This window comes from Uniformispora flossi (assembly GCF_049534875.1).
Classification (GTDB): Bacteria; Actinomycetota; Actinomycetes; order Streptomycetales; family Streptomycetaceae; genus Yinghuangia; species Yinghuangia aomiensis.
The window spans coordinates 249,182-273,784 of the sequence record NZ_JBMULZ010000008.1; the positions used below are offsets into that span (position 1 = coordinate 249,182).

The window sequence follows — 24,603 nt, forward strand, 5'->3', positions numbered from 1 at the left end:
CGCAGGTTCCGCCGTGACCGGCCGCATTCCGCTGATGGCCGGCAACTGGAAGATGAACCTCAACCACCTCGAGGCCATCGCCCTGGTGCAGAAGCTCGCCTTCGCACTGGACGACAAGGACTTCGACCAGGTCGAGGTCGCGGTGCTGCCGCCGTTCACCGACCTGCGCTCGGTGCAGACCCTCGTGGACGGCGACAAGCTGCGCATCGTGTTCGGCGCGCAGGACGTGTCGCAGCACACGGGCGGCGCGTACACCGGCGAGATCGCCGGCTCGATGCTCGCCAAGCTCAAGTGCACCTACGTCACCGTGGGCCACTCCGAGCGCCGCCAGTACCACAACGAGACCGACGAGGTCGTGAACGCCAAGGCCAAGGCCGCGTTCGCGAACAACATCACGCCGATCCTGTGCGTGGGCGAAGGCCTCGAGGTGCGCAAGGCCGGCGAGCACGTCGCGCACACGCTCGCGCAGGTCGACGGCGGACTCAAAGGCATCAAGGCGGCCGAGGCCGAGCGCATCGTGATCGCCTACGAGCCGGTGTGGGCCATCGGCACGGGCGAGGTCGCGACGCCGGAGGACGCCCAGGAGGTGTGCGGCGCGATCCGCGGCCGCCTGGCCGAGCTGTACGACGCGGAGCTGGCCGGCAAGGTGCGCATCCTGTACGGCGGCTCGGTCAAGTCGTCGAACGTGGCGGGCCTCATGGTCAAGCCGGACATCGACGGCGGCCTGGTCGGCGGCGCGAGTCTGGAGGCCGAGGAGTTCGTCAAGCTGGTCCGCTTCCGGGACCAGGCCGTAGGTTAAGCACGGTTAGTCGGGTACGTCGGCCGGGTCCGTTCCGCGGGCCCGGCGTCCGCCGGGGTCCCGCCCGCGGTTTCCGCAGGTGGGTCCCGGGTTTTCGGCTTCCGGTTCCCCTCGGGGCCGCGGAACGGCGTACCCTGTCCGAGGCCAGGAACCCCTGGTCGCGCGTCCGGAGCGGGACGGGGCCAGCCCCCGTGAAGCTCTCCGATGAGGAGTTTGGGCCAGGCCGTGACTCTCGCTTTCTCGATCGCCGTGATCATCTGCAGTCTGCTCATGGTGCTGCTGGTCCTGCTGCACAAGGGCAAGGGCGGCGGTCTTTCCGACCTGTTCGGCGGCGGCATGTCGTCCTCGCTCGGCGGGTCGTCCGTCGTGGAGAAGAACCTCGACCGCCTGACGATCATCGTCGGCTCGCTGTGGTTCATCTGCATCGTGGTCCTGGGGCTGCTGCTCAAGAAGTAGGGTGCGCGGACGGGGCGGCTCCGGCGGGGATTTCCGTGCCGGACCGCCCCGCCGGACTTTCCGGGCACCCGGTATCGGGCCCGATGTCCCGTTCTGTACACGCTTCCTGACACCGTGTCGGAATGCCGCAGGAGGCGGTTCCCGGTCGCGCGGGCCGCACGTACACTGTTTCGGCAGGCAGTCGCCCGGCCGGATCACGGCCGTTGGCCCGAGCCGTCGTCCGAGCCGCGCGTCCGTGGCGCGCGTCCACCAGATCCAAGGGGAGTTTTAACCGTGGCAAGTGGCAACGCCATCCGTGGGAGCCGGGTAGGCGCGGGTCCGATGGGTGAGGCCGAGCGCGGCGAAGCGGCACCCCGGCTGCGCATTTCGTTCTGGTGCGCCAACAAGCACGAAACCCAGCCGAGCTTCGCGACCGACGCGCAGGTCCCGGAGACCTGGGACTGCCCGCGCTGCGGCCTGCCCGCCGGCCAGGACGCGGACAACCCGCCGGACGCCCCGCGTACCGAGCCCTACAAGACGCACCTCGCGTACGTCCGCGAGCGCCGCAGCGACGCGGACGGCGAGGCGATCCTCGCCGAGGCCCTCGCCAAGCTGCGCGGGGAGATCTGAGAGCGACCGCGCTTTTTTGCACGTCCCGGCAGGGGTGTGCCCTCATGTGGGTGCCTGGCGCCCGCGTGACGGCACACCCCTGCCGGCGTTCCGGGTGGTTCCCCGACGGCCGCGGAATGACACGAACGAGTTGTCCTGATACGCCCGTTGGGGGAACCTGCGGGCCGGATCGACGTTGCGGGGTGCGCCGCTGCCCAGACTGAGCGGTGAACCTGCGCCAGGCCGCCACCGTTGGGAGTCCTCGTGGGCACGCGTCTCGCCGTCCTCGGTACCGCCGCCGCGCTCGCCTGCCTGCCCGCCGCGGCGGCCGCGGACCCCCTGCCGGGCGTCCCGCAGCCCGCGGTGTCGGTGCGGGTGGACGACGGGACGATGAACACCGCCGAGCGCCGGGTGCACACGTATACGATCCGGGCCCGCAACATCGGCGCGGTGGCGCTGGAGATGGTCTCGCTGACGGCCAGGCTGCCCAACGGCACTTTCCTGCTCGCCAGCGACGGCTCGCCGGACACCCTCGGCGGGCAGCTGACGTGGACGGTCGACCTGCCGGTGGGCGGCGAGGTGGTGCGGACGGTCAAGGCCCGGGTCGACGTCCTGCCGGACGACGGCGGCGGCCTGGCGGCCACCGCGTGCGTCCGCCTCGCGGGCATGTCGGACCAGCTGGTCTGCTCGACGGACCTGGACGAGCTGCCCGACGACGCGGACTCGGCCTCCTCCGCGGGCTTCTTCTCGACGGCGACCCTGCTGGGCACGATCGCGGCGGTGGTCGCGGCGATCGCGGGGGCAGGGTGGTACACGTCGCGGCGACGGGCGACGCCGCCGGGCGGCGCCGAGGCGGGGGAGGAGCCCGACGAGGCGGTGTGGGCGGCGGAGGGCGAGGACGGGGGAGAGCACTCGGGCGGGCCCGCGGATCGCCCGGTCGCGGCGGTCTCCGACGCGGCACGGGAGGAACCGGGCGGAGCCGAGCGCGAGGGGCACTGAGGCGGGGCGGTGGCGCCGCTGGGAGCGTGAACGGCCCACGCACACCCGCGGGAGCGCCCGGTCGCGGCGGTCTCCGACGCGAAGGGCGAGGAACCGGGCGGGAGCGAACGGCCGAACCGCTGAGAACAGGTCGGGCGCCGGAGCCGGGCCCGCTCGGGCGGCACGGACGCGAGAGCCGCCGAGGCGAGGCGGCGGTGCCACGGGTGCCGTTAACGGCCCACGCGTCGGCGCTGCCGGGCCCGATTGGGCGGCACAGTGGTGGGAAGACCAACCCGCCGACGGAAACCGCGCCCGCGTCTCGCGCCTGCGTCTCGCGTCTGCGCCCGCGTGTCGCGCCCGCGTCCCTCGCGCCTGCCTCTCGCGCCCGCGCCCGTGTCTTGGGCCTCCGACTCCGGTCTGGTGCCTGCGCCTACACGTCGATGTCCGTCCGCGGGCGTCTCGTCGGCGGCGGGATCGGGCGCCGCATCGGCTGGCCGGTCAGGCGGCCGCGGCCCGGCGGGCGGGGGTTCTCCTCGCCGGGTGGCGGCGTGTGGTCGGCGTGGGGTGCGCTGTCGGGTTGCGGTGTCTTGTCGGACGGCGGTGTGCGGTCCGATGGGGAAGTCCGGTCGGCCGGCGGTGTGCGGTTCGGTGGGGGAGTCCGGTCGGGCCGGGGAGCGGCGGGGGCCGGGGCGGGGGTTCCGGCTCCGGGCCCGGCTTCGACGCGGCGGGTGCGGCCCGTCCCCGTGATCCACTGCGGCGCGTCCTCGCCGGTGGCCGCGCGCCAGCGGGATCGGACCGCGGCGGGTTCGGCGGCGTGGGCGCGGATCAGCGCGTCGGTGGCCATCTCGACGACCTGCGGCAGGTTGAGTGCGGTGCCCACCCCCAGTGCGGCGGCCAGCGGCGGCACCGCGTCCGCCGGGCGGTCCGCGGAGATCAGCACCAGGCCGTACACGGCATACGTCACCGCGACCTCGGGCCGCCGGGCGATCGCCGGATCCACCCGCACCCGGCGGGCCCGCAGCGACACCGCCTCCTCCAGCGCTTCCACCGCGTCGTCGTGCCGCTTCGCGCCGCTGAGCAGCAGGCCGTAGCTCTGCAGCGCGGCGGCCAGCGCGTCCTCGGCCGCGCCCGGGGTGTCCTCGGCCTGCGAACGGCGCAGCCGTACCGCGGAGTTCGCGCGCTCCAGCGCCTCGTCGACGCGGCCGACCCGGGCCAGCAGGTTGGCCTGACGCGTCGTCACCTGCGCCAGGACGTCCGCGTCGGCGAGGGTCAACAGCCGAGCAGCTTCCTCGAACACGGCCAACGCGTCGTCGGTGAGCCCGTTTTCCGCGAGCCGCCCGGCGAACTCGTCCAGCGCATCCGCGAGTCCGGCCCGGTAGACCTCGGGCGAGCGGGCCGCCAGCGTCCGGTACGCCTCGACGCATTCGTGCAGCACGCTCAACGCCCGTATCGCCTCGCCGGCGTCGCCGAGCCGGGCGCCGAGGTCCCGCAACGTCGCGGCCAGCAACGGCCGGTGGAGATGCACGTCGAGCGCGGCGAGGCGGCGGGCGCGGAGCGTGGCGTTGTCGGCGACCTTGACCGCGTCGGCGTACTGTTTGCCGCCCGCGAGCACCGCGGCCAGCGCCCGGAGCGCGTCGACGAGGTCGGCGGCGTGCTCCGCAGGGTTGTGCTCGGCCAGTTCGCCGAGGATCCGCACCGCGGCGCGGGCCGGTGCGGAGGCTTCGGTGTGGCGTCCGGACCGGCTCAACTGCCGGGCCCGGTCGGCGAGCATGGCCGCCCGGTCGCGGTCTTCGGCGCGTACCGCCATGGCCCGTGCGGACCGCGCCGGTGACGGAAGCTCGTCCTCCGCTTCGACCGAAAGTGATCCCCGGGGCGGCGCGATCGCGGGTATCAGAGCACCCGACGGGGGTGCCGCGGCCTGCGCCTGCTCCAGGCGCTGCCGGTACTCGGCCAAGTGGCGCTCGTGCCGCCGCCGCCATCGGAAGACCACCCGCAGCCACCCCACCCCACAGCCAGTCCACTGTTGCGGGCGACGCTACCGCGCAGACCCCATTTCCGGCGCGGCCACAGGGAGGATCAAGCCAGGCCCGGTGGCAGAACGCGGTGTGACGCCCCGAGTTCGATCAGATCCTTGACCGAACCTCCGCCGAGGCGTGGCCGATTCCCGCGGAATCGGTTCTCCGCCCGCTAAGCTCCCCTCCCGAATACGACGGACACGGGGGACGCAGTGAGCGAGTACGACCACATCGATCGAATATTGAGCCCCTGGCGGTATGAGGGGAGTGTTCCTTCACCCGCAGAGGCCACCGAGACGCGGTTGCAGTCGGCTGCGCCCGCCGCGGGCTCTGTCCAGTTGACCCCCGAGACGATGCTGAGCGCCGCCACCCGCCTGGAGGGCCTGCGCGGCGAAGCGAGTGCCGACGTCAACCTGGCGCTGAAGGACAGCGAGCACGTCAACATCGGCCGCAACCTGCAACTCACCAAGGCCGTCGAACACGTCCACGAACGCTGGGGCGAAAAGCTCAAGCATCTCCTCGAAGACATGGACGAACGTGCCGGCCGGATCCGCAAAGCGGCCACGAACTGGCAGGAAACCGAACAGGCCATCACCAAGGCGCTGAGCAAGAAGTAGGGGGCGCGCCATGGGACTTTCGATCGAAGACCTCGACACCTGTTCGCCTGAAGCGGTCGACGGGGTGGCGGCGAGTTGGGAGAGACTCAGCGCGGCCATGAGCGGTGACAAGGCGTCCGTCGACCGCGACGTCATCGGTCCGCTGGCCGGCGCCTGGATCAGCGACGACGGCCGCCGGGCGGTGCAGCTGATCGGCTACGTCGGCGACCAACTCGAAGCCGTCCGTGCCGAGTCCGGCGCGATGGCGGCGATCCTGCGGGAGGCCGCGGGCAAGCTCCGCACCGCGCAGACCATGCTTCGCCAAGCGCTGGACGACGCCCGCCGCAACGGGATCACCCGGCAGCCGGACGGGCGGCTCACGTGGACCGCGATGTCGGACGCCGAGCAGACCAATCTCCAAGGGCTCGCCGACGACATCGCCAAACGCATCACCACGGCACTGGACCAGGCCACTGCCGCCGACGAACTGGCCGCCCTGACCATGAAGGCCAACGTCGACTTCGGCCCCAAGAACGACTTCAACGTTCGCTCCCTGGGCGCCGACCCGACCGCGGATGCCCGGCGGGCCGCGGACCTTCTGCTGAAGCTCCGCACCGGGGAACTGAGCAGCCAGGACCTCAAGGAACTCAAGCTGCTCGGCTTGGACAACGCAGCCGATCCCGCATACTCGATCGGACTCGTACGGGATCTGGGGCCGGACAATCTTCTGACCCTGTCCCGCATCACCACGCAGCCCTGGCTGGTCCCGGGAAACGGCTTGGACAAGGACGACCGGCAGGGCGTCCAAGACGTCATGCGCAACGCGCTGTCGGCGGCCAGCGCGGATCTGGCCAAGGACCCCGAGTGGATGGCCAAACTCCGGCTGGCTTGCGAGAAGGGCGAAGGGGACAAGGCGGCCCCGATGTCCGGTCAGGTGACCTTCGGCTACCAGTCCCTCGACACGTTGCTGCGTGCGGGCCGCTACGACACCTCGTTCCTGACCCAGATCGGCGACGGGTTGCTGAAGTTCGACAAGACCGGCGACAACGGCCGGGTCTGGAACACCAGTGATCCGCGCCTGGACCCGGTCCAGGGCTACCTGACGACCCTCAAGAACAACCCCGAGGCGGCGACCGAGTTCTTCGGACGCCCGCCTGTGCTCGACGCGTCGGGCAAGCCCCAGGCGTACCCGCCCTCCGGACTGGACCACGTCAAGTACCTGGTGAACGACCACCGTCTGACGCCGTGGGTCGAGACGCGGTCCCCGGTGCTCGACAACAGCTATTTGGACGCCTTCGGGGATGCCGTCGTCGTCGCCACCTCGGGCCACCCCACGACCCGGCAGATGGCGAACGCCACGGGCAACGTCATCGCCGTACTCGGCGCGGACGGCAGCACGGCGCTCGGCTCGTCCGAGGAACTCCGGTCGAGCGTGACCGAGATGCTCACGAACAACGTGGAATCACTGCACCTCGGCCTGACACAGGAGGATGCGGCCAAGGACAAGACCGTGGTTCCGCATGCAGGCGAGGTCGCCGATATCGCACGGCAGGACCTGCGCCGGGTGCTCGGCGATCTGACCCAGGAGTTGCCCAACATCCAGAAGCTGAAGATTGCCGAAGAGGGCTATACCCTCACCGGTTTGGGCCTCATCGCCGCCGATTCGCCGAGCCCGGACCCCCTGGCGGCGCGCAATTTCGCGCAGCAGGCCGGCGAAGCGTTCGGGTACATCGACTCGGCGGTCTCTTCGGACATCAGGGCCGAGGCCGAAGCCAAGGACAAGACCCAGGCCGACGCGAACGCGCGCTGGGAAAGGTGGCTTTCGGCCGGTGTGGACAGTGGTTCGGCCGCGGTGACCGCACGGGTCGCGGCGGCTTCCTCCGGTCCGGGAGCCCTCCTCACCGCGGTCGCCACCGCGGGCGTGAACGGGATCGTCGGCGAGTACTTCCAATGGGACGAGCCGGACAACGCGGACGCCGCGCAAGGGAAGATCGACGAGGTCTACAGCAAGGGCCAGGTGCAAGTGGAGCAGGCTGTCAAGAATTGGGCGGCCGCCCATCCCGAGTACCAGAATGTGCGGACCGACCTGGTGAATGCCGCCGGGACTGGTTACACCGCCATCATTCCGGTGGCGAGCTCGTGATGCGGCGATTGCGGTCGGAGCGAATCCTGGCCTTGGGGCTGGTTCTGCTGGCGGTCGGTGTCGCGGCGGGTGTCGTTCTGTCGCGCGACGGCGGCTCCGCCGGCGAAGACAAGGCGTTCTGCTGGGGAGTGATCCCGGCGGCCGCCGCTCATTCGGTGCTTCCGGACGGCAAGTACGTCGCGCAACCGGGCGTCAACCGGCTCGACTATCCGGCGGGTGACGACAGCTGCTGGTTGCGCCGTTCCGAACCGGAAACCCTGGGCCCGTGGTTCGACTTCCAGATCTACCGGAAGTTCGGAGATCTGACGGTGATGCCCGGCTCCCTGGGGCCCATGACGTCGAGCTTCTCCGGCATGGGCGGCGACCTCGTGGGCCTGGTGTCCGACTACGGCGGCTGGGTCGAGGCGCCGCCTTGCCGGGCGGGCGACGGGCCCGCGTACTTCCAGTTGATCGCCCGCGACCTCCGCCGTGAGACTTTGCAGCGTCCGGACCTCGCCCGCGTGCCCGGCCGGCCGGACGACAACCGGGTGCGTGTCGCCTCCGTGCTGGTCGACGCGGCGAACGCGATCCGGGCGAAGGTCGGATGCAGCGGTCCTCCGGTGCCGCAGCCCGCCGTGCAGACGGCGTCCGTCGCGCCCCTCCCCACGCACGCGCTCTGCGGTGGTCCGGACGCCGGTCGGGCTTTCGGCGCCGCTCCGGCGACACAGAGCCGGATCGGGCCGGGGGCGCTGCTCGAAGAGTGTCTGGTGACCGATGGCACGCAGCGGCCCACCGACAACCCGGCGTTCCGCATGCTGGCCTACCGACGCGGACTCGCCGACCTGATGAAGGCCATGCACACTCCCATCCCGGACGGCGTGATCAAGCCGCAGGCCTTCGGGGCGGGAGTTGCGGGCGGAGTGTCCGCCACCTTCACCGCGCAGTGCACTACAGGCTCCGTGTTCTACCGCGCCGAAGCCGACCCGGCCCGAGTCGCGGATGCCGCTGTCCTGGTGGACCGCATGCTGCGAGCCCAAGCCGCCGCGGACGGGTGCCCGGCGCCACGCGCCTGACCGGGTACGACCCGCCCGGTGCGGTGCCGGGGCGCCGCCGCGCGCCCCGGCACCGCACACGCATACCGCCGACCCGTGCCGATCAGCCCGCCGCCCCCGACTTCCCCGCCAAGTACTCCTCCCAAGTCCGCACCCCCGTCGCATGCTTCGGGGTCGTGAGGGCGCCGCTGCGGAAGGACGCGCCGAGCTTGCCGGGGATGCGGACAGGGACGACCCAGCGCTTCTTGCCGGCCGCGCGGCACCAGGTGCGGGCGAGTTCGTCGGCGGTGTAGACCGTCGGGCCGCCCATCTCGGTGGCCTGGCCGGACGGGGCCGCCAAAGCCAACGCCACCAGCCTTTCCGCGACTTCGCCCTGGTCGACGGGCTGGCACGCGGTCTTCGTCGGGACGAGCACGACCGGGAGTTTGGACAGCGCGCGGAAGCCGGCGTTCAGGAGTTCCGGGAACTGGGTCGCGCGCAGGTTGGTCCACGGGATGCCGGAGGACGCGAGCAGGCGTTCGCCTTCGAGCTTGATCCGGTAGTAGCGGTACGGGATCCGGTCGATCCCGACGATCGAAATGTTGACGATGTGCCCCACCCCGGCCCGCCGCGCCGAGTCGAGCAGGTGGTGCCACCCCGGGATGTCGTTCTTCGGGTGGCGGACGTCGCTCGCGCAGTGGACGACGGTCGTCACCCCGTCGAGGGCCTCGTCCACCCCCGCGCCGGTCTTCAGGTCGGCGGTGACCCACGTGACGCCCGGGTCGTCGGGCAGTTCGGTGCGGCGTGTCATCGCCCGCACCGGAAGACCGGTGCGGCGGGCCCGGGCCAGGACCTCCCGGCCCAGGACCCCCGTCGCCCCGGTCACCAGGATCGTGCCGCCGTCGTTGCGGATCGCGTCGTCGGACATCTGCGTCTCCTCCAAATGCGTACGCGGTCGAAGCGCCTACGCAGGAAGGAACCGCGCAGCTACGCGTTCTGTGACAGCTCCCGGCACTGGATTTCCAGGAAACCCAGCTTGTCCGGATTCCGCATTATCCGGACGTCCGTCACCACACCGTTCCCGAAATCGTCGGTTCCGAACTCCACCATCCCGGCCGCGATCAGCGCGCCGTCCTCCCACCCGAGGACCGCCGCCGCACCGTTGACCTCGGCGAACGTGACCACCACCCCGGTCCCGAACTTCTGCAGCATGCCGATGAAGAACCGCGCCACCGCGTTCCGCCCGGACACCGGCCGGGTCGCCGACCGCACCTTGCCGCCGCCGTCCGCCCACGCCACCACGTCGTGGGCGAGCAGCGCCTCCAGCCGGTCCAGGGCGCCTTCCGCCGCCGCGGTCAGGAACCGCTCCAGCAGGTCCGCGCGCACCTCGGCGGACGCCGCGAACCGCGGCCGACCGTCCGCCAGGTGCTTCTTCGCCCTGCTGTACGCCTGCCGCACGTTCGCCTCGGGCCAGTCCAACACCGCGGCGATCTCCTGGTGCCCGTAGTCGAACGCGTCGCGTAGCACCACCACCGCCCGCTCCGGCGGCGACAACCGCTCCAGCATCACCAGCATCGCCATCGACACCGCCTCGCGCTGCTCCGCGGTCTCCAGCGGCCCCAGCGCGCCGGTGTCGGTGCGCACCGGCTCGGGCAGCCACGGGCCGACGTACTCCTCGCGGCGCGCCCGCGCGGACGTCAGCCGGTTCAGGCACAGGTTGGTCGTCACCTTCGCGAGCCACGGCCCCGGCGCGCCGATGTACCCGCGGTCCGCCGCATGCCACCGCAGATAGGCGTCCTGCACCGCGTCCTCGGCCTCCGCCGCCGACCCGAGCATGCGGTACGCGATCCCGAACAATCGCCCCCGTTCCGCCTCGAACTCGGCAACCGCCGCGCCCGCCCCGCCCGCACCGCCCGCCTCGCTCATGCCGCCCACGCTATCCAACGCCGAAGGCCCGGCTCCCGACCGGAATCGGGGAACCGGGCCTTCCGTCACGCCCATCACCGGCACAGCACCGGCACGGATCGGCGAGGCAGCAGATCAGACGTTGAACCCCAACGCCCGCAGCTGCTCCCGACCGTCGTCGGTGATTTTGTCCGGGCCCCACGGCGGCATCCACACCCAGTTGATCCGCAGATCGTTCACCAGGTTCTCGGTGGCCGTCTTCGCCTGGTCCTCGATCACGTCGGTCAGCGGACACGCCGCCGAGGTGAGCGTCATGTCGACGGTGGCGATGTTGCCGTCGTCCACCGTGACGCCGTACACCAGGCCCAGGTCCACGACGTTGATGCCGAGTTCCGGGTCGACGACGTCGTACAGCGCCTCGGTGACCTCGTCCGGCGACGCCGGACCGATCTTGGTGTCGCTCACTTCCGACCCTCCATCACCTGCGTGGTGGCATCCCGCCACGCCATCCAACCGAGCAATGCGCACTTGACCCGCGCCGGGAACTTCGACACGCCGGCGAAAGCCACCGCGTCCTCCAGCACGTCCTCGTCCGGCTCGGCCTGGCCCTTGGACTGCATCAGGGTCAGGAACTCCTCCTGGACCTTGAGCGCGTCCTCGACCGTGCGGCCGATGACCAGGTCGGTCATCACGGACGCGCTGGCCTGGCTGATCGAACAGCCTTGGCCCTCGTACGAGACGTCGACGACCTTCGCGCCGGCACCCGTCCCGTCGAGCTTCACCCGCAGCGTCACCTCGTCGCCGCACGTCGGGTTGACGTGGTGCACCTCGGTGTCGAACGGGTCCCGCAGCCCCTTGTGATGGGGGTTGCGGTAGTGGTCCAGGATGATCTCCTGGTACATCGAGTCCAGCTTCATCGCCGCTCCCAACGGTCCTGACGCATGTGTGTCCGTGCCTCGGTTATGTCAGCCGAAGAACCGGCGCACATGTTCCAGGCCGGCCACCAGCGCATCGACCTCGCCCGGCGTCGAGTACAGGTAGAACGACGCGCGCGTGGTCGCCGGCACCCCGTAGCGCAGGCACACCGGCCGCGCGCAGTGGTGGCCGACGCGCACCGCGATGCCCTGCTCGTCCAGCACCTGGCCCACGTCGTGCGGGTGCAGGTCGCCGAACTTGAAGGAGATCGCCGCGCCGCGCGACTCGGCGGTCTTCGGGCCGATGATCTCCAGGCCCTCGACGGTGGCCAGCGCTTCGAGCGCGTACGCGGTCAGCGCGTGCTCGTGCGAGGCGACGTTCTCCATGCCCAGCGCGTTGAGGTAGTCGATCGCCGCGCCCAGACCGACCGCCTGTGCGATCGGCGGGGTGCCCGCCTCGAACTTGTGCGGCGCCGGAGCGTACGTCGACGACTCCATCGTCACGGTCTCGATCATCTCGCCGCCGCCCAGGAACGGCGGCAGCTCCTCGAGCAGCCCGAGCCGGCCCCACAGCACGCCGATGCCCGTCGGGGCGAGCATCTTGTGCCCGGTGAACGCCACGAAGTCGGCGCCCATCTCCTGCACGTCCATCGGGACGTGCGGCGCGGCCTGCGACGCGTCGACGACGACCAGCGCGCCCACGTCGTGCGCCCGCCGGACGATCAGCTCCATCGGGTTGACCGTGCCGAGGATGTTCGACGTGTGCACCACCGAGACCACCTTGGTGTTCTCGGTGATGACCTCGTCGATGTTCGACAGGTCGAGGCGGCCTTCGTCGGTCAGGCCGAACCACTTGAGCGACGCACCCGTGCGCTGACACATCAGCTGCCACGGCACGATGTTCGAGTGGTGCTCCATCTCGGTGATGACCACTTCGGCGCCCGGACCGACCCGGAACGGCTCGTCCGCCCAGGTCAGCATGTTGGCGACCAGGTTCAGTGCCTCGGACGAGTTCTTCGTGAACACGACCTCGGAACGGGACGGCGCGTTGATGAACGCCGCCACCTTGTCGCGGGCGCCTTCGTACAGCGCGGTGGCTTCCTCGGCGAGCACGTGGACGCCGCGGTGCACGTTCGCGTTGTGCAGCTCGTAGTAGGCGTTCAGCGCGTCGATGACCTGCTTGGGCTTCTGCGAGGTCGCCGCGTTGTCCAGGTAGACCAGCGGCTTGCCGTCGTGCACGGTGCGCGACAGCACCGGGAAGTCCTTGCGGATCGTGTCGGTGTCGAGGAGCCCCGGAAGGGTGATGGTCATGCGCTCTCCCTGACTCCGGTGTAGGCCTCGTAGCCCTCGTTCTCCAGCTTGTCCGCCAGCTCCGGACCGCCGGACTCGACGATCTTGCCGCCCGCGAACACGTGCACGAAGTCCGGCTTGATGTAGCGCAGGATCCGCGTGTAGTGGGTGATCAGCAGCGTGCCGATCTCGCCGGTGTCGCGGACCCGGTTCACACCTTCCGAGACGATGCGCAGCGCGTCGACGTCCAGACCCGAGTCGGTCTCGTCGAGCACCGCGATCTTCGGCTTGAGCAGCTCCAGCTGGAGGATCTCGTGGCGCTTCTTCTCACCGCCCGAGAAGCCCTCGTTGACGTTGCGCTCGGCGAACGCCGGGTCCATCTGGAGGCGGTCCATCGCCTCCTTGACTTCCTTGACCCACAGGCGCAGCTTCGGCGCCTCGCCGCGCACCGCGGTCGCCGCCGTGCGCAGGAAGTTCGACACCGACACGCCGGCCACCTCGACCGGGTACTGCATCGCGAGGAACAGGCCCGCGCGGGCGCGCTCGTCGACGGACATGGACAGCACGTCCTCGCCGTCGAGCGTCACGGTGCCGCCGGTGACCTTGTACTTCGGGTGCCCGGCGATCGAGTACGCCAGGGTCGACTTGCCGGAGCCGTTCGGGCCCATGATGGCGTGGGTCTCGCCCTGCTTCACGGTCAGGTCGACGCCGCGCAGGATCTCGCGGGGGCCGTTCTCGGCCTCCACGCTGACGTGCAGGTCGCGGATCTCAAGCGTTGCCATACGGACTCAGGACTCCTGGTTCAGGTCGACGTGGATCGCGTCGGCCTCGATCTTCACGGGGTAGACGGGGACCGGCTGGTTCGCCGGCGGGCCGGACGGGCGGCCGGTGCGCAGGTCGAAACGCGAGCCGTGCAGCCAGCACTCGATGGTGCAGTCCTCCACCTCGCCCTCCGACAGCGACACGTTGGCGTGGCTGCACACGTCGTTGATCGCGTACACCTCGCCCTCGGTGCGCACGAGCGTCACCGGGACACCGTCCAGCACCACGCGGTGCGGGGTGTCTTCCGACAACTCGCTCTCGGCGCACGCGCGTTGGAACGCCATCAGACGCTCGCCCCCAACTCCGCCTCGATGCGCTCCATCAGCTTGTCCTGCAGCTCCGGCAGCCCGATCTGGGCGATCACCTCGGCGAAGAAGCCGCGTACCACCAGGCGGCGGGCTTCGTCGGCCGGGATGCCGCGGGCCTGGAGGTAGAACAGCTGCTCGTCGTCGAACCGGCCGGTGGCGCTGGCGTGCCCGGCGCCGGCGATCTCGCCGGTCTCGATCTCCAGGTTCGGTACCGAGTCGGCGCGCGCCCCTTCGGTGAGCAGCAGGTTGCGGTTCAGCTCGTACGTGTCGGTGCCTTCGGCCGCCGCGCGGATCAGCACGTCGCCGATCCACACCGTGCGGGCGTCGGCGCCCTGCAGCGCACCCTTGTAGGTGACCAGGCTGCGGCAGCGCGGCACGTCGTGGTCGACGAACAGGCGGTGCTCCAGGTGCTGGCCCGAGTCGGCGAAGTACACGCCGTACAGCTCGGCGTCGCCGCCCGGCGCGTCGTACACGACCCGCGGGAACAGCCGGACCACGTCGCCGCCGAGGGTGACCGCGACCGACTTGAACGCCGCGTCCCGGCTCAGCCGGGCGATCTGGTGGCTCAGGTGCACCGCGCCGGCGGCCCAGTCCTGCACCGAGATCACGGTGAGCTTCGCGCCGTCCGCGACGAGGAACTCGACGTTGTCCGCGTAGGTCGCCTTGCCGGTGTGCTCGAGCACCACGACCGCCTCGGCGAACCGGCCGACGTCGATCACGAGGTGCCCGAAACCGGTCGTCCCGGCGCCGCGCGTCCGCACGAACACCGGCTCACCCGCCACGAGTTCCTTCGGGAACGTGACGACGGTGGCCTTCTCGAACGCGCTGTACGCCTGCGCCGCGACGCGGTCGACGGGCTTGCCGGTCCTGCCGACCCGGGCGTCGTCCCGGCCGACCGTCTCGACGACGACGCCCGCGGGGGCCTCGACCTCGACGGTCAGCTCGCCGACCCGGCCGGCCGTGCCGAACGTGCCGTCGTGCAGCCCGTTGAGCCGGTCGAGGGGGGTGAACCGCCAGTCTTCCTCGCGGCCGTGCGGCACGGGGAAGTCGGCCACGTCGTAGGACGCGACCGCGATCTGCCGGGCGTCGGCCGGCTGGCTGACCATGCGCCCGGTGCCGGGACCCGCGAGTTCGCCAGGGGCCCCGGCCTCGCGCACGGCGATGGAACCGGCCGTGGTGCTACCGGAGTTAGTTGCGCTTGCCATAGGTTTTCGCGGGCCTAGCCCACAGCCCCTTCCATCTGAAGCTCGATCAGGCGGTTCAGCTCAAGGGCGTACTCCATGGGCAGCTCCCGAGCGATCGGCTCCACGAAGCCGCGCACGATCATCGCCATGGCCTCGTCCTCGGTCATGCCGCGGCTCATGAGGTAGAACAGCTGGTCCTCGGAGACCTTGGAAACGGTCGCCTCGTGGCCCATCGACACGTCGTCCTCGCGGACGTCGACGTACGGGTAGGTGTCCGAGCGGCTGACCGTGTCGACCAGCAGCGCGTCGCACTTCACCGACGACGTCGAGCCCTTGGCGCCGTCCTCGATCTGGACCAGGCCGCGGTACGACGTACGCCCGCCGCCGCGCGCGACCGACTTGGACACGATGTTCGACGACGTGTTCGGCGCGCAGTGCACCATCTTCGAACCCGCGTCCTGGTGCTGGCCCTCGCCCGCGAAGGCGATCGACAGCGTCTCGCCCTTGGCGTGCTCGCCGAGCAGCCACACGGCCGGGTACTTCATCGTGACCTTGGAACCGATGTTGCCGTCGATCCACTCCATGGTCGCGCCCTCGTGGGCGACGGCCCGCTTGGTGACCAGGTTGTAGACGTTGTTCGACCAGTTCTGGATGGTCGTGTAGCGCACCCGGGCGTTCTTCTTGACGACGATCTCGACGACCGCCGAGTGCAGCGAGTCGGACGAGTAGATCGGCGCGGTGCAGCCCTCGACGTAGTGCACGTACGAGCCCTCGTCGGCGATGATCAGCGTCCGCTCGAACTGGCCCATGTTCTCGGTGTTGATCCGGAAGTAGGCCTGGAGCGGGATCTCCACGTGCACGCCCGGCGGCACGTAGATGAACGAGCCGCCCGACCACACCGAGGTGTTCAGCGCCGCGAACTTGTTGTCGCCGACCGGGATCACCGAGCCGAAGTACTCCTGGAAGAGCTCCGGGTGCTCGCGCAGGCCGGTGTCGGTGTCCAGGAAGATGACGCCCTGCTCCTCCAGGTCCTCGCGGATCTGGTGGTAGACGACCTCGGACTCGTACTGCGCGGCGACGCCGGCGACCAGGCGCTGCTTCTCCGCCTCGGGGATGCCGAGCTTGTCGTACGTGTTCTTGATGTCCTCGGGCAGGTCCTCCCAGGACTCCGCCTGCTTCTCCGTCGACCGCACGAAGTACTTGATGTTGTCGAAGTCGATGCCCGAAAGGTCCGAGCCCCACGTCGGCATCGGCTTCTTGTCGAACAGGCGCAGGCCCTTGAGGCGGAGCTTCAGCATCCACTCCGGCTCGTTCTTCTTCGCCGAGATGTCCCGGACGACCTCTTCCGACAGGCCGCGGCGCGCGGATGCGCCGGCGACGTCCGGGTCGGCCCAGCCGTACTCGTAGGTGCCCAGGCCCTCAAGCTCGGGGCGAGCTTCGGTGGTCATACGGGGTTCCTCCCGATGGCGTTCGGTACATGCGTGGTGCAGACGCCGTCGCCGTGGGCGAGCGTCGCCAGCCGCTGGACGTGGGTTCCGAGGAGGCGCGCGAACACCTCGGCCTCGGCCTCGCACAGCTGCGGGAACCGCTCGGCGACATGCGCCACCGGGCAGTGGTGCTGGCAGAGCTGCTCTCCGCCGGGAGCCTGCCGCGCACTCGCGGCATATCCGTCGGCGGACAGCGCCTCGGCCAGCGCCTCGGCCCGTTTGCCCTCGGGGGCGCTTTCGACGACCGGCAGATACTTGGTCTCGATCGCGGCCACCCGGGAGCGGGCGAACGCCATGACCGCGTCCTCGCCCGCGACCTCCGCGAGGAAGTTCAGGGCGTCGGCGGCCAGGACGTCGTACTCCTGGTGAAAAGACCCGCGGCCGGCGTCCGTCAGCGCGAACACCTTCGCCGGGCGCCCCCGCCCGCGGTGACCGTACACCCGCTGCTCGCGGGCTTCGATCACCCCGTCGGCCAGCAGCGCGTCGAGATGACGGCGCACCGCAGCCGCGGTCAGGTCGAGCCGCTCCGCCAGATCTGCGGCGGTGGACGGCCCGTGGACGAGGATCGACCGGGCGACCTTGTTCCGGGTCCCCGCGTGCGCGTCGTTCTCGGCAGCGCTCGACCCCGGAACGGCGGACCGCCCCGGACCTCCCGCGCCCTCGCGCACGTATTTCACAACGCCATTGTTGCGTTAATGCCCGCGGATGCCTAATCCGCCCCGCGTGCGGTGTGTCACTTAGGCCTGCCTAAGGAGCGCCTGGGCTGGGGGTATGGCGGAGAGTAGTCAAACGGTTGCGGCCTCCCGGGCGGCGCGGACGCCAGGCCCCGGCCTTGCGTTATTCGCCACTGCCGGACACGACCGCCACGGGCTCACGTAAGCGCCTGGCGTGGTGGCCGGGCGTCGGCCGTACGATCCGGCGCCATGGACTTCGCGGGGGAGACCGCTTTGGTGGTCTGGCGGTGCGACGCCTGCGGTGCGGCCGCGCACCGGCAGGTGAACCAGTTCGTGGAACGCGGGGCCCTGCGTTGGGACGCCGAGCACTGGTGCGATGCCTGCGGCCGACGGTTCTGCGTCTACGGCGGCCCGCGTTCGGGTGTCGCTCCCGAGGAGGTCCGCGCCGCGATTGTGGCCGCCAACGGCAGCGTGCGCCTCGTCCTGCCGCAGCTGCCGCTCTCACGGGTTTCGATCCTGCGCGTGCTGCGCGGCAGCCCCGAGCTTTCGGGCGACGCCGCCCCGGATCTCGCCACCGCCCGGCGCCTCGCCGATACCCTCGCCGCGGGACGCCTCACTGGCACCTGGTGCGAGATGACGCTGATCGCCCAGCGTCTCCGGGCCTGCGGCGTCGACGCCGGCGTCGAGCGCGTCGCATCCGCGTCCGGAGGCCGTTGAGGCATTCCGGCGGCGGACGTACGTTGCGCGCATGTCGGATCACGAGGAGGCGGCCGTCCGCCACGGTGTGAGCGGGCTGTCGGCCATTGCCAGGCCATGCGTTGCCGTTGCTGCCGGACAGGCCGGATCGCCTCCGTGGCGGTCGAGACGAGTTGGCGGCGGCATCCGTGGATTCTGAGCCGGCACGGCGCGGAGTACTACCGCGTCCTGCTGGAGCACCTCGTCTGGAACGTCGCCCTGGCGGAGCCCGAGCCGCCGACGACGCCCGGGCACGCGCGGCTGCGCGGGCTCATTGCGGCCGAGAAGTATGTGCCGGGGACGAACACGTGCGACCGTCTGCGGCGAAGTTCGGGGGGTGGGCGGTGAGCGGGCTCAGCAGGGTGGGACGAGAGCGGTGAGCTCGTCGGGGGTGAGGATCCAGCCGTCGGAGACGTAGCCGGTTTTGCCGGTGGGCGCGGTGACCTTGGCCCAGGTGGTGGTGGAGCGGCCGGTGAAGGAGACGACGCTGGGGCCGGTGGTGTGGCAGAGGAGGGTGAGGGGGGTGTCGTTGGGGACGGCGGCGACGAGGGCGGAACGCTGGGTGGGGGCGCTGCGGATCAGGAGGTTGTACTGGTGCGCGTAGGCGGTGGGGCGCGGTGGGGCGGCGGCGTCGGGGGTGGTTTCCGGGGGCGGGGTGGAGGCCGGTGCGCGAGTGGGTGGGGCGGCCGGTGTCGCGCCCGGGCTGGTCTGGGGCGGGGCCGGGGCTTCGGCGGCGGCGGGGCCGGAGGAGTCCGGGGGCCGGGTGTTCTCGCGCGGGGCCGGCTGTTCCTGGGGGACGGGGCCCGCGGCGACGACGCCGGCCGGTTCTATCGGGGGCCAGGCCGGGGTGGTCGGCGGTCCGGCGGGGTCCGCCGGGTCGGCGCGGTGGCTGCCGGGGGAGCGGCCGAAGGTGACGTCGGCCAGGGTCCAGGCGGCCAAGGCCAGCACGACCAGCGCGAAGACCGCCGCGGCGCGCGAACCCGCCACCCGGACCGCGCCGCGGACCGCGCGGCGCCGGCGGGCCTTGAGTGCGGCGAGGGTCCGGTCGAGGAGCGCGGACAGACGCGTGTACCAGGGCTCCTCGTCGACCGGCAGCACCATCGTTCCCCCCTCGGTGTTCCGCAGTGCCGGTAAACCGGACGATTTCGACCAACTTCATTATCGGGTATTGGAGTTGGTGGTCCAAGGCGCACAGACGGCGCACGGGGGCGGACACGGGGCAAAACCGCGGACGCGACGAAGGCGAGGGGGCCGGCGGGCAGGGTGGGCGGCGGTCGGCCGATCGCGGATCGCTTTGCGCAAAGCCGTTTCGTCGATCGCGCTGGCGCCCGTCCGCCGGGTGGCCGCGTCGCCGGCGGTGCCCTCCCGGGAGCGCAGCCCCCTCCGCCTGACGGAGCCCTGTCTCCCCGTACCTACACTTGTGCGCCATGGAGCACCCCCAGTCGGCCGCCGTCGAGATCGTCGACCTGGTCAAGACGTACGGCGACAAGACCGCCGTCGACGGGCTCGGCCTTGTCGTCGAGCACGGGACCGTCACCGCCGTGCTCGGGCCGAACGGGGCCGGGAAGACCACCACGATCGAGGTCTGCGAGGGCTACCGCCGCGCCGACTCGGGCACCGTCCGCGTCCTCGGGCTCGACCCGGCCGCGCAAGGCGAGCAGCTGCGGCCGCGCGTCGGGGTCATGCTCCAGTCCGGCGGCGTGTACGCCGGGGCCCGTGCCGACGAGATGCTCCGGCACGTCGCCAAACTGCACGCGGACCCCCTCGACGTCCCCATGCTGATCGAACGCCTCGGCCTCGGCAGCTGCGGCCGCACCACGTACCGCCGCCTCTCCGGCGGCCAGCAGCAGCGCCTCGCCCTCGCGATGGCCGTCGTCGGCCGCCCCGAGCTGGTGTTCCTCGACGAACCCACCGCCGGGCTCGACCCGCAAGCCCGCCGCGCCACCTGGGACCTGGTCGCCGACCTGCGGGCCGACGGCGTCACCGTCGTTCTCACCACCCACTTCATGGACGAAGCCGAACGCCTAGCCGACCAGGTCCACATCGTCGACCGCGGCCGCGTCATCGCCTCCGGCTCGCCCGAAGCCCTCTGCCGCGACGGCGCCGAGAACTCGCTGCGCTTCTCCGGACCGCCCGGCCTCGACCTCGCCGCGATGGCCGCCGCGCTCCCCGCCGACGCCAAGGCGTTCGAAGTCGCCCGCGGCTCCTACCGCGTCGAAGGCGACATCGACCCCCAGCTCCTCGCCACGGTGACCGCCTGGTGCGCCCAGCACGGCGTCATGCCGGAAAAGCTCACCGTCGAACGCCGCACCCTCGAAGACGTCTTCCTCGAACTGACCGGACGGGAGCTGCGGGCGTGACCGCCACCACCACGACACCGCGCGGCAAAGGCAACGGCCACGGAACCGCGGGTACCTTCACCCCGAACCCCGGCCCCGCCCCGCTCGGCCGCATGGTCGCCGCGCAGGCCGCGCTGGAAACGAAGATGCTCCTGCGCAACGGCGAGCAGCTTCTCCTCACCGTCGTCATCCCGACGCTGCTCCTGGTGCTCTTCAGCACCGTCGACGTCGTCGACGTCGGCAAGCTCGCCGCCGGCCAGGACCGCGTCGACTTCCTCGCCCCCGGCCTGCTTGCTCTTGCGGTCCTGTCCACCGCGTTCACCGGCCAGGCCATCGCCACCGGGTTCGAGCGGCGCTACGGCGTCCTCAAGCGCCTCGGCGCCACGCCGCTGCCGCGCTGGGGCCTGATGGTCGCCAAGACCGCGTGCGTGCTCGTCGTCGAACTGCTCCAGGTCGTGCTGCTCGGCGCCATCGCGTTCGCGCTCGGCTGGTCGCCGCACGGCAACCCCGCCGCGGTGCTGCTCCTGCTCGTCCTCGGCACCGCCGCGTTCTCCGGCCTGGGCCTGCTCATGGCCGGGACGCTCCGCGCCGAAGCCACCCTGGCCGCGGCGAACCTCGTCTTCATCCTGCTGCTGGTCGGCGGCGGCGTGATCGTCCCGCTCGACAAGTTCCCGAGTGCGGTGGCGAACGTCCTCGACCTCACCCCGATCGCCGCCCTGTCCGACGGCCTGCGCGACGTCCTCCAGCACGGCGCCGCGATGCCGTGGGCGGACGCCGGCATCCTCGCCGTCTGGGCGGTGCTCGGACTCGCCGCGGCCGCCAAGTGGTTCCGCTGGGAGTAAGGCGCGCCCGCCGGGGCGCCGCCTCGGAGCACCCCACCCCGTGGACTTAGTGAAACCGTTCACAACGTACGATGCTGCCCATGAGTTCGCCCTCCGCCGTATCCCCCCTCGCCCGCCGGGTGTTCCTGGCCAACCTGGTCGGCCAGGTCGGCATCGTCATCACCGGCGGCCTGGTGCGGCTCACCGGGTCCGGCCTCGGCTGCGACACCTGGCCGCGCTGCAACGACACGCAGTGGACGCCGCATGGGGCGAACTCGTGGAACACGTACGTCGAGTTCGGCAACCGCATGCTGACGTACGTGCTCGGCGCCATCGCGGTCGCCGCCATCGTCGTCGCGTGGAAGCACCGGCCGGTCCGCAAGGAGATCCGCTACCTCGCGGCCTTCCAGCTCTTCGCGATCGTCGGCCAGGCGATCCTCGGCGGCATCACCGTGCTGACCAACCTGCATCCGGTGGCAGTGGCGTCCCACCTGCTGCTGTCGATGTTCATGATCGCGTCGGCGGTCGCGCTGTACGAGCGGTCCGGGGAAGGCGACGGCCCGGTCAAGCCGCTGGTCCGCCGCGAGATCCGGCTCTTCGGCGCCGGCACGGTCGCCGTCCTCGCCGCGCTGCTGGTCGTCGGCACCGTGGTCACCGGCTCCGGCCCGCACGCGGGCGACGACAAGGCCCGCCGCTTCGACGTCAACGTCGACCAGATGGCCTGGCTGCACGCCGACCTGGCGTTCCTGCTGCTCGGCGCGGCGATCGCCCTCGCGCTGGCGCTGCGCGTCACCGACGCGCCCGCGGCGGCCCAGCACCGGGTGTGGTGGCTGCTCGGCGTGCTGCTCCCGCAGGGCCTCATCGGCTACACCCAATACTTCAACGGTTTGCCTGAGTGGCAGGTCTCGCTGCACATGCTGGGCGCCTGCCTGGTCGTGGTGACCACCACGCGCATCCTGTTCGGCCTGCGCGCCCGCGGCGAGCTCGACGAGCCCGCCGACGGGCCCGCCGAGGTCCCCGCCCCGACCGCGGAGCCGGTCGCCGCCACCCGTTACTGAGCCGCGGCGCGCGCGGGCGACCGGAACCCGCAACGATCTTTTTGCCGCACCGGCAAGCAACCTTCGCCCGCACGGGCTAATGTGCGGCCATGACCGACATCGCCCCCGACGCGCCCTCGGGGCGGGGAACCGGCCGCCTGGAGAAGGTCATCGCGCTCCGGGTCCGCGAATACCGCCGTGCCGCCGGGCTGTCCATCGCCGACATGGCCGTGCGCGTAGGCGTGTCGAAAGCGATGCTGTCGAAGATCGAGAACGCCCAGACGTCGTGCAGCCTGGCGACGCTGGAACGTATCGCCGACGGCCTCGCGATCCCCGTCACCGCCCTGTTCCGCGGCGTCGAGGCGGACCGCGAAGCGGTGTACGCGCCCGCGGGCGGCGGCGCGCGCATCGTCCGGCGCGGCACCCGGATGGGGCACGACTACCGCCTGCTGAGCGTGGTCCGCGGCCCGCGTACCCGGCAGGAAGCCTTGGTCGTGACGCTCACCGCGGAGAGCGAGGCGTTCCCGCTGTTCCACCATCCGGGGATCGAACTGATCCACATGCTGGAGGGCGAAATGGTCTACGCCCACGGCGACGCCCGCTACGCGATGCGCCCCGGTGACACGCTCCACTTCGACGGCGAAGGCCCGCACGGGCCCGCCGAACTGGTGGCTCTCCCGGTCCGCTTCCTGTGCGTCACCGTCCTGGACGAGGCGCCGGACGGCCGCTGACCGCCCGCGCCCAGCCCAGCCGAGTTCGCCGCCCGCCGAGTCCGGGCCCGGATCGAGTCCGACGAGCCGTCAGGCGCCGGCCGGGCTCCCCAGCTGCAGCCCCGCCATCCGGTTCCACTCGTACGGCCCGGTCTTCACCCGCAGCGCCACGTCGTTCGGGAACTCGTCGTGCAGCGTCAGCCCCGCCGCCTCGACGGCGCGCCGGGCGATCTGCGGGTTGCGGGCGACCTGGTCGCCCCACTCGCCGTCCGCGCCGACCAGCACGATCCGCGTCGAGTCCCGGCCGACGTACTCCACCACGGCATCCGCCTGCGCGTTGCCGTCGACCGCGTGCCGCCCGGCAAACCGCGAGATGTTCCGTGCCAGGCGCCGCACCTGGCGCTCCGTCTTCGCATCGGTAGCCGGCGCCGCAGCACCTTCAGCAGTCTCGGTCATGCCGGAATGCTACCGACGGGTCATCAGATCGGCGCCGTGGGGCTGGTCACAGCGCGTCGCGTGGGCCGTGTGTGAGGTGCCGGGAGCCGGGTAGCGGCATCCGCGAGGTCGGGAACGGAAGAAGCCCCCGCCGTGACGGCAGGGGCTTCCGAAGTGCTTCTGTAGTGCTTCCGAAGTGCTCGAACCCGATTCCGGGCCGCAGGACCGATTCCGAAAAACCGCGGCGGTCGGCTCAGCCGAAGATCAGCGGGTCGACGGCCACCGCGACGAACAGCAGCGTCAGGTAGGTGATCGACCAGTGGAACAGCCGCATTTCCTTGAGCTTGACGCCGGTTGCCTCGGCGTTCGCGCGGCGCAGCAGCCCGTGGGCCTCCCACAGCCACGCGGCGCCGAGGACGGCGGCGGCGGCCGGGTAGAGCCAGCCGGTGTGCGCGGCGGGCCACAGCAGCATCGAGGTGGCGACCATGACCCAGCTGTAGACCACGATCTGCCGGGCCACGACCTTGTTGCCCGCGACGACCGGCAGCATGGGGACGTTCGCCGCGGCGTAGTCGTCGGCACACTTCATCGACAGCGGCCAGTAGTGCGGCGGCGTCCAGAAGAACACCACCAGGAAGAGCACGAATGGCGCCCACGCCAGCGAGTTGGTGACGGCGGTCCAGCCGATGAGGACCTGCATGCAGCCCGCGATTCCGCCCCACACGATGTTCTGCGGAGTGCGGCGCTTCAGCAGCATCGTGTAGACCACGACGTAGTAGAAGATCGCCAGCACGGACAGGCCGGCCGACAGCGGGTTCGCGAAGATCCAGAACCACGCGGTGGAGATGATGCCGAGTGCGGTCGCGAAGACCAGGCACTCGCGCGGCGACACCATTCCGGTGACCAGCGGGCGGCGTTCGGTGCGGTGCATCAGCCGGTCGATGTCCCGGTCGATGAACATGTTGAACGCGTTGGCGCTGCCTGCCGACAGGTAGCCGCCGAAGCAGACGGCGAGGACGAGCCCGAGGTCGGGCAGGCCCTTCGCGGCCAGGAACATCACCGGAATCGTGCTGATGAGCAGCAGTTCGATGATGCGCGGTTTCGTCAGAGCCACGAACGCGAGGACCCGGGCGGCCGGCGGACGGCTGCCGCGGGTGGGTCCCGCCAGCCCTGCCGGTCGGGATTCGACGGCTGTCACGAACACCCCATCAGCAGCGGATATGAACTAGCAGAGAACTGTAGTCCCTCGCCAGGGCCCTCCTGCCGCGGGGGCCACCCGCGCGCGTTGCGTCCTCGCCGACCGGCGCGACGTGCTGTACTGCACGCGCTTCCCGCCCCCGTCCGACGCGAGAGCCGG

General features: G+C 71.2%; 27 protein-coding genes. 13 read left to right on the plus strand and 14 right to left on the minus strand.

The window, feature by feature from the left end; translation table 11 throughout:
- The first annotated feature begins 13 nt into the window (after positions 1 to 13).
- The 4 genes from tpiA (at position 14) to ACPA54_RS20080 (ending at position 2,842) form a co-directional block, all read left to right on the plus strand.
- Complete coding sequence (gene tpiA, locus ACPA54_RS20065; protein ID WP_345674615.1) at positions 14 to 799, plus strand: triose-phosphate isomerase; 786 nt, start codon at positions 14 to 16, stop codon at positions 797 to 799.
- Positions 800 to 1,003: 204 nt separating this feature from the next.
- Positions 1,004 to 1,255: a preprotein translocase subunit SecG gene (secG, locus tag ACPA54_RS20070; protein ID WP_345674410.1), complete on the plus strand. Its 252-nt coding sequence runs from the start codon at positions 1,004 to 1,006 to the stop codon at positions 1,253 to 1,255.
- A gap of 273 nt (positions 1,256 to 1,528) precedes the next feature.
- A complete protein-coding gene (locus ACPA54_RS20075) occupies positions 1,529 to 1,864 on the plus strand; it encodes an RNA polymerase-binding protein RbpA (protein WP_345674409.1) in 336 nt (111 codons plus the stop codon).
- A gap of 243 nt (positions 1,865 to 2,107) precedes the next feature.
- Positions 2,108 to 2,842: a hypothetical protein gene (locus tag ACPA54_RS20080; protein ID WP_423531643.1), complete on the plus strand. Its 735-nt coding sequence runs from the start codon at positions 2,108 to 2,110 to the stop codon at positions 2,840 to 2,842.
- A 409-nt stretch (positions 2,843 to 3,251) separates the two neighbouring features.
- Here the strand turns inward: ACPA54_RS20080 and ACPA54_RS20085 are convergent, their stop codons facing one another.
- Positions 3,252 to 4,811, minus strand: coding sequence for a tetratricopeptide repeat protein (locus tag ACPA54_RS20085; RefSeq protein WP_423531645.1), 1,560 nt, complete (start codon positions 4,809 to 4,811; stop codon positions 3,252 to 3,254).
- 363 nt (positions 4,812 to 5,174) lie between these two features.
- Between ACPA54_RS20085 and ACPA54_RS20090 the strand changes: the two genes are divergently transcribed.
- From ACPA54_RS20090 to ACPA54_RS20100, 3 genes are read left to right on the plus strand one after another with little or no spacing between them, the layout of a single operon-like run.
- A complete protein-coding gene (locus ACPA54_RS20090) occupies positions 5,175 to 5,453 on the plus strand; it encodes a hypothetical protein (RefSeq protein WP_423531647.1) in 279 nt (92 codons plus the stop codon).
- Between the two features lie 10 nt (positions 5,454 to 5,463).
- Positions 5,464 to 7,575, plus strand: a complete 2,112-nt coding sequence (locus ACPA54_RS20095) for a hypothetical protein (RefSeq protein WP_423531649.1) — start codon at positions 5,464 to 5,466, stop codon at positions 7,573 to 7,575.
- A gap of 32 nt (positions 7,576 to 7,607) precedes the next feature.
- Complete coding sequence (locus tag ACPA54_RS20100) at positions 7,608 to 8,627, plus strand: hypothetical protein (protein WP_423531651.1); 1,020 nt, start codon at positions 7,608 to 7,610, stop codon at positions 8,625 to 8,627.
- A gap of 82 nt (positions 8,628 to 8,709) precedes the next feature.
- Here ACPA54_RS20100 and ACPA54_RS20105 read toward each other — a convergent pair whose 3' ends face one another.
- The 10 genes from ACPA54_RS20105 to ACPA54_RS20150 form a co-directional block, all read right to left on the minus strand.
- On the minus strand, positions 8,710 to 9,513 hold the full coding sequence (locus tag ACPA54_RS20105) for an SDR family oxidoreductase (RefSeq protein WP_423531653.1): 804 nt from the start codon (positions 9,511 to 9,513) through the stop codon (positions 8,710 to 8,712).
- 59 nt (positions 9,514 to 9,572) lie between these two features.
- Entirely contained in the window at positions 9,573 to 10,511 is a 939-nt protein-coding gene (locus tag ACPA54_RS20110) for an RNA polymerase sigma-70 factor (RefSeq protein ID WP_423531655.1), read from the minus strand.
- 114 nt (positions 10,512 to 10,625) lie between these two features.
- Entirely contained in the window at positions 10,626 to 10,955 is a 330-nt protein-coding gene (locus tag ACPA54_RS20115) for a metal-sulfur cluster assembly factor (RefSeq protein ID WP_423531657.1), read from the minus strand.
- The gene (sufU, locus tag ACPA54_RS20120) at positions 10,952 to 11,407 is read right to left on the minus strand and encodes a Fe-S cluster assembly sulfur transfer protein SufU (protein ID WP_345674400.1); all 456 of its coding nucleotides are present in this window, start codon (positions 11,405 to 11,407) and stop codon (positions 10,952 to 10,954) included. The genes ACPA54_RS20115 and sufU overlap by 4 nt, the downstream gene beginning before the upstream one ends.
- Positions 11,408 to 11,455: 48 nt before the next feature.
- On the minus strand, positions 11,456 to 12,715 hold the full coding sequence (locus ACPA54_RS20125) for a cysteine desulfurase (RefSeq protein ID WP_423531659.1): 1,260 nt from the start codon (positions 12,713 to 12,715) through the stop codon (positions 11,456 to 11,458).
- Complete coding sequence (gene sufC / locus ACPA54_RS20130; protein ID WP_423531661.1) at positions 12,712 to 13,476, minus strand: Fe-S cluster assembly ATPase SufC; 765 nt, start codon at positions 13,474 to 13,476, stop codon at positions 12,712 to 12,714. Before sufC ends, ACPA54_RS20125 begins: the two co-directional genes overlap by 4 nt.
- Positions 13,477 to 13,482: 6 nt before the next feature.
- On the minus strand, positions 13,483 to 13,800 hold the full coding sequence (locus tag ACPA54_RS20135) for a non-heme iron oxygenase ferredoxin subunit (protein WP_345674397.1): 318 nt from the start codon (positions 13,798 to 13,800) through the stop codon (positions 13,483 to 13,485).
- A complete protein-coding gene (sufD, locus tag ACPA54_RS20140; RefSeq protein WP_423531663.1) occupies positions 13,800 to 15,029 on the minus strand; it encodes a Fe-S cluster assembly protein SufD in 1,230 nt (409 codons plus the stop codon). The genes ACPA54_RS20135 and sufD overlap by 1 nt, the downstream gene beginning before the upstream one ends.
- A 14-nt stretch (positions 15,030 to 15,043) precedes the next feature.
- Positions 15,044 to 16,456 (minus strand): Fe-S cluster assembly protein SufB, encoded by a 1,413-nt coding sequence (sufB, locus tag ACPA54_RS20145; RefSeq protein WP_345674395.1) that lies wholly within the window; start codon positions 16,454 to 16,456, stop codon positions 15,044 to 15,046.
- On the minus strand, positions 16,453 to 17,163 hold the full coding sequence (locus ACPA54_RS20150; RefSeq protein ID WP_423531806.1) for a helix-turn-helix transcriptional regulator: 711 nt from the start codon (positions 17,161 to 17,163) through the stop codon (positions 16,453 to 16,455). Before ACPA54_RS20150 ends, sufB begins: the two co-directional genes overlap by 4 nt.
- A 255-nt stretch (positions 17,164 to 17,418) precedes the next feature.
- On the opposite strand from ACPA54_RS20150, the gene ACPA54_RS20155 reads away from it, so the two are divergent.
- Positions 17,419 to 17,886, plus strand: coding sequence for a hypothetical protein (locus ACPA54_RS20155; RefSeq protein ID WP_423531666.1), 468 nt, complete (start codon positions 17,419 to 17,421; stop codon positions 17,884 to 17,886).
- Positions 17,887 to 18,021: 135 nt separating this feature from the next.
- Positions 18,022 to 18,252 carry a hypothetical protein gene (locus ACPA54_RS20160; RefSeq protein WP_423531668.1) on the plus strand — a complete coding sequence of 77 codons (231 nt, stop codon included), beginning with the start codon at positions 18,022 to 18,024 and terminating at the stop codon, positions 18,250 to 18,252.
- Between the two features lie 6 nt (positions 18,253 to 18,258).
- Here the strand turns inward: ACPA54_RS20160 and ACPA54_RS20165 are convergent, their stop codons facing one another.
- Positions 18,259 to 19,005 (minus strand): SH3 domain-containing protein, encoded by a 747-nt coding sequence (locus ACPA54_RS20165; protein ID WP_423531670.1) that lies wholly within the window; start codon positions 19,003 to 19,005, stop codon positions 18,259 to 18,261.
- Positions 19,006 to 19,331: 326 nt separating this feature from the next.
- Here ACPA54_RS20165 and ACPA54_RS20170 point away from each other — a divergent pair, with 326 nt between their 5' ends.
- The 4 genes from ACPA54_RS20170 (at position 19,332) to ACPA54_RS20185 (ending at position 22,832) form a co-directional block, all read left to right on the plus strand.
- A complete protein-coding gene (locus tag ACPA54_RS20170) occupies positions 19,332 to 20,264 on the plus strand; it encodes an ABC transporter ATP-binding protein (protein WP_423531672.1) in 933 nt (310 codons plus the stop codon).
- A 92-nt stretch (positions 20,265 to 20,356) separates the two neighbouring features.
- Positions 20,357 to 21,085: an ABC transporter permease gene (locus ACPA54_RS20175; protein WP_423531808.1), complete on the plus strand. Its 729-nt coding sequence runs from the start codon at positions 20,357 to 20,359 to the stop codon at positions 21,083 to 21,085.
- 80 nt (positions 21,086 to 21,165) lie between these two features.
- A complete protein-coding gene (locus tag ACPA54_RS20180) occupies positions 21,166 to 22,122 on the plus strand; it encodes a COX15/CtaA family protein (RefSeq protein WP_423531674.1) in 957 nt (318 codons plus the stop codon).
- A gap of 89 nt (positions 22,123 to 22,211) precedes the next feature.
- The gene (locus ACPA54_RS20185; protein WP_423531676.1) at positions 22,212 to 22,832 is read left to right on the plus strand and encodes a helix-turn-helix domain-containing protein; all 621 of its coding nucleotides are present in this window, start codon (positions 22,212 to 22,214) and stop codon (positions 22,830 to 22,832) included.
- A 69-nt stretch (positions 22,833 to 22,901) separates the two neighbouring features.
- Here ACPA54_RS20185 and ACPA54_RS20190 read toward each other — a convergent pair whose 3' ends face one another.
- Both ACPA54_RS20190 and ACPA54_RS20195 read right to left on the minus strand, forming a co-directional pair.
- Positions 22,902 to 23,267, minus strand: coding sequence for a hypothetical protein (locus ACPA54_RS20190; protein WP_423531678.1), 366 nt, complete (start codon positions 23,265 to 23,267; stop codon positions 22,902 to 22,904).
- 232 nt (positions 23,268 to 23,499) lie between these two features.
- Positions 23,500 to 24,444, minus strand: coding sequence for a heme o synthase (locus tag ACPA54_RS20195; RefSeq protein ID WP_423531679.1), 945 nt, complete (start codon positions 24,442 to 24,444; stop codon positions 23,500 to 23,502).
- Between the last annotated feature and the right edge of the window lie 159 nt (positions 24,445 to 24,603).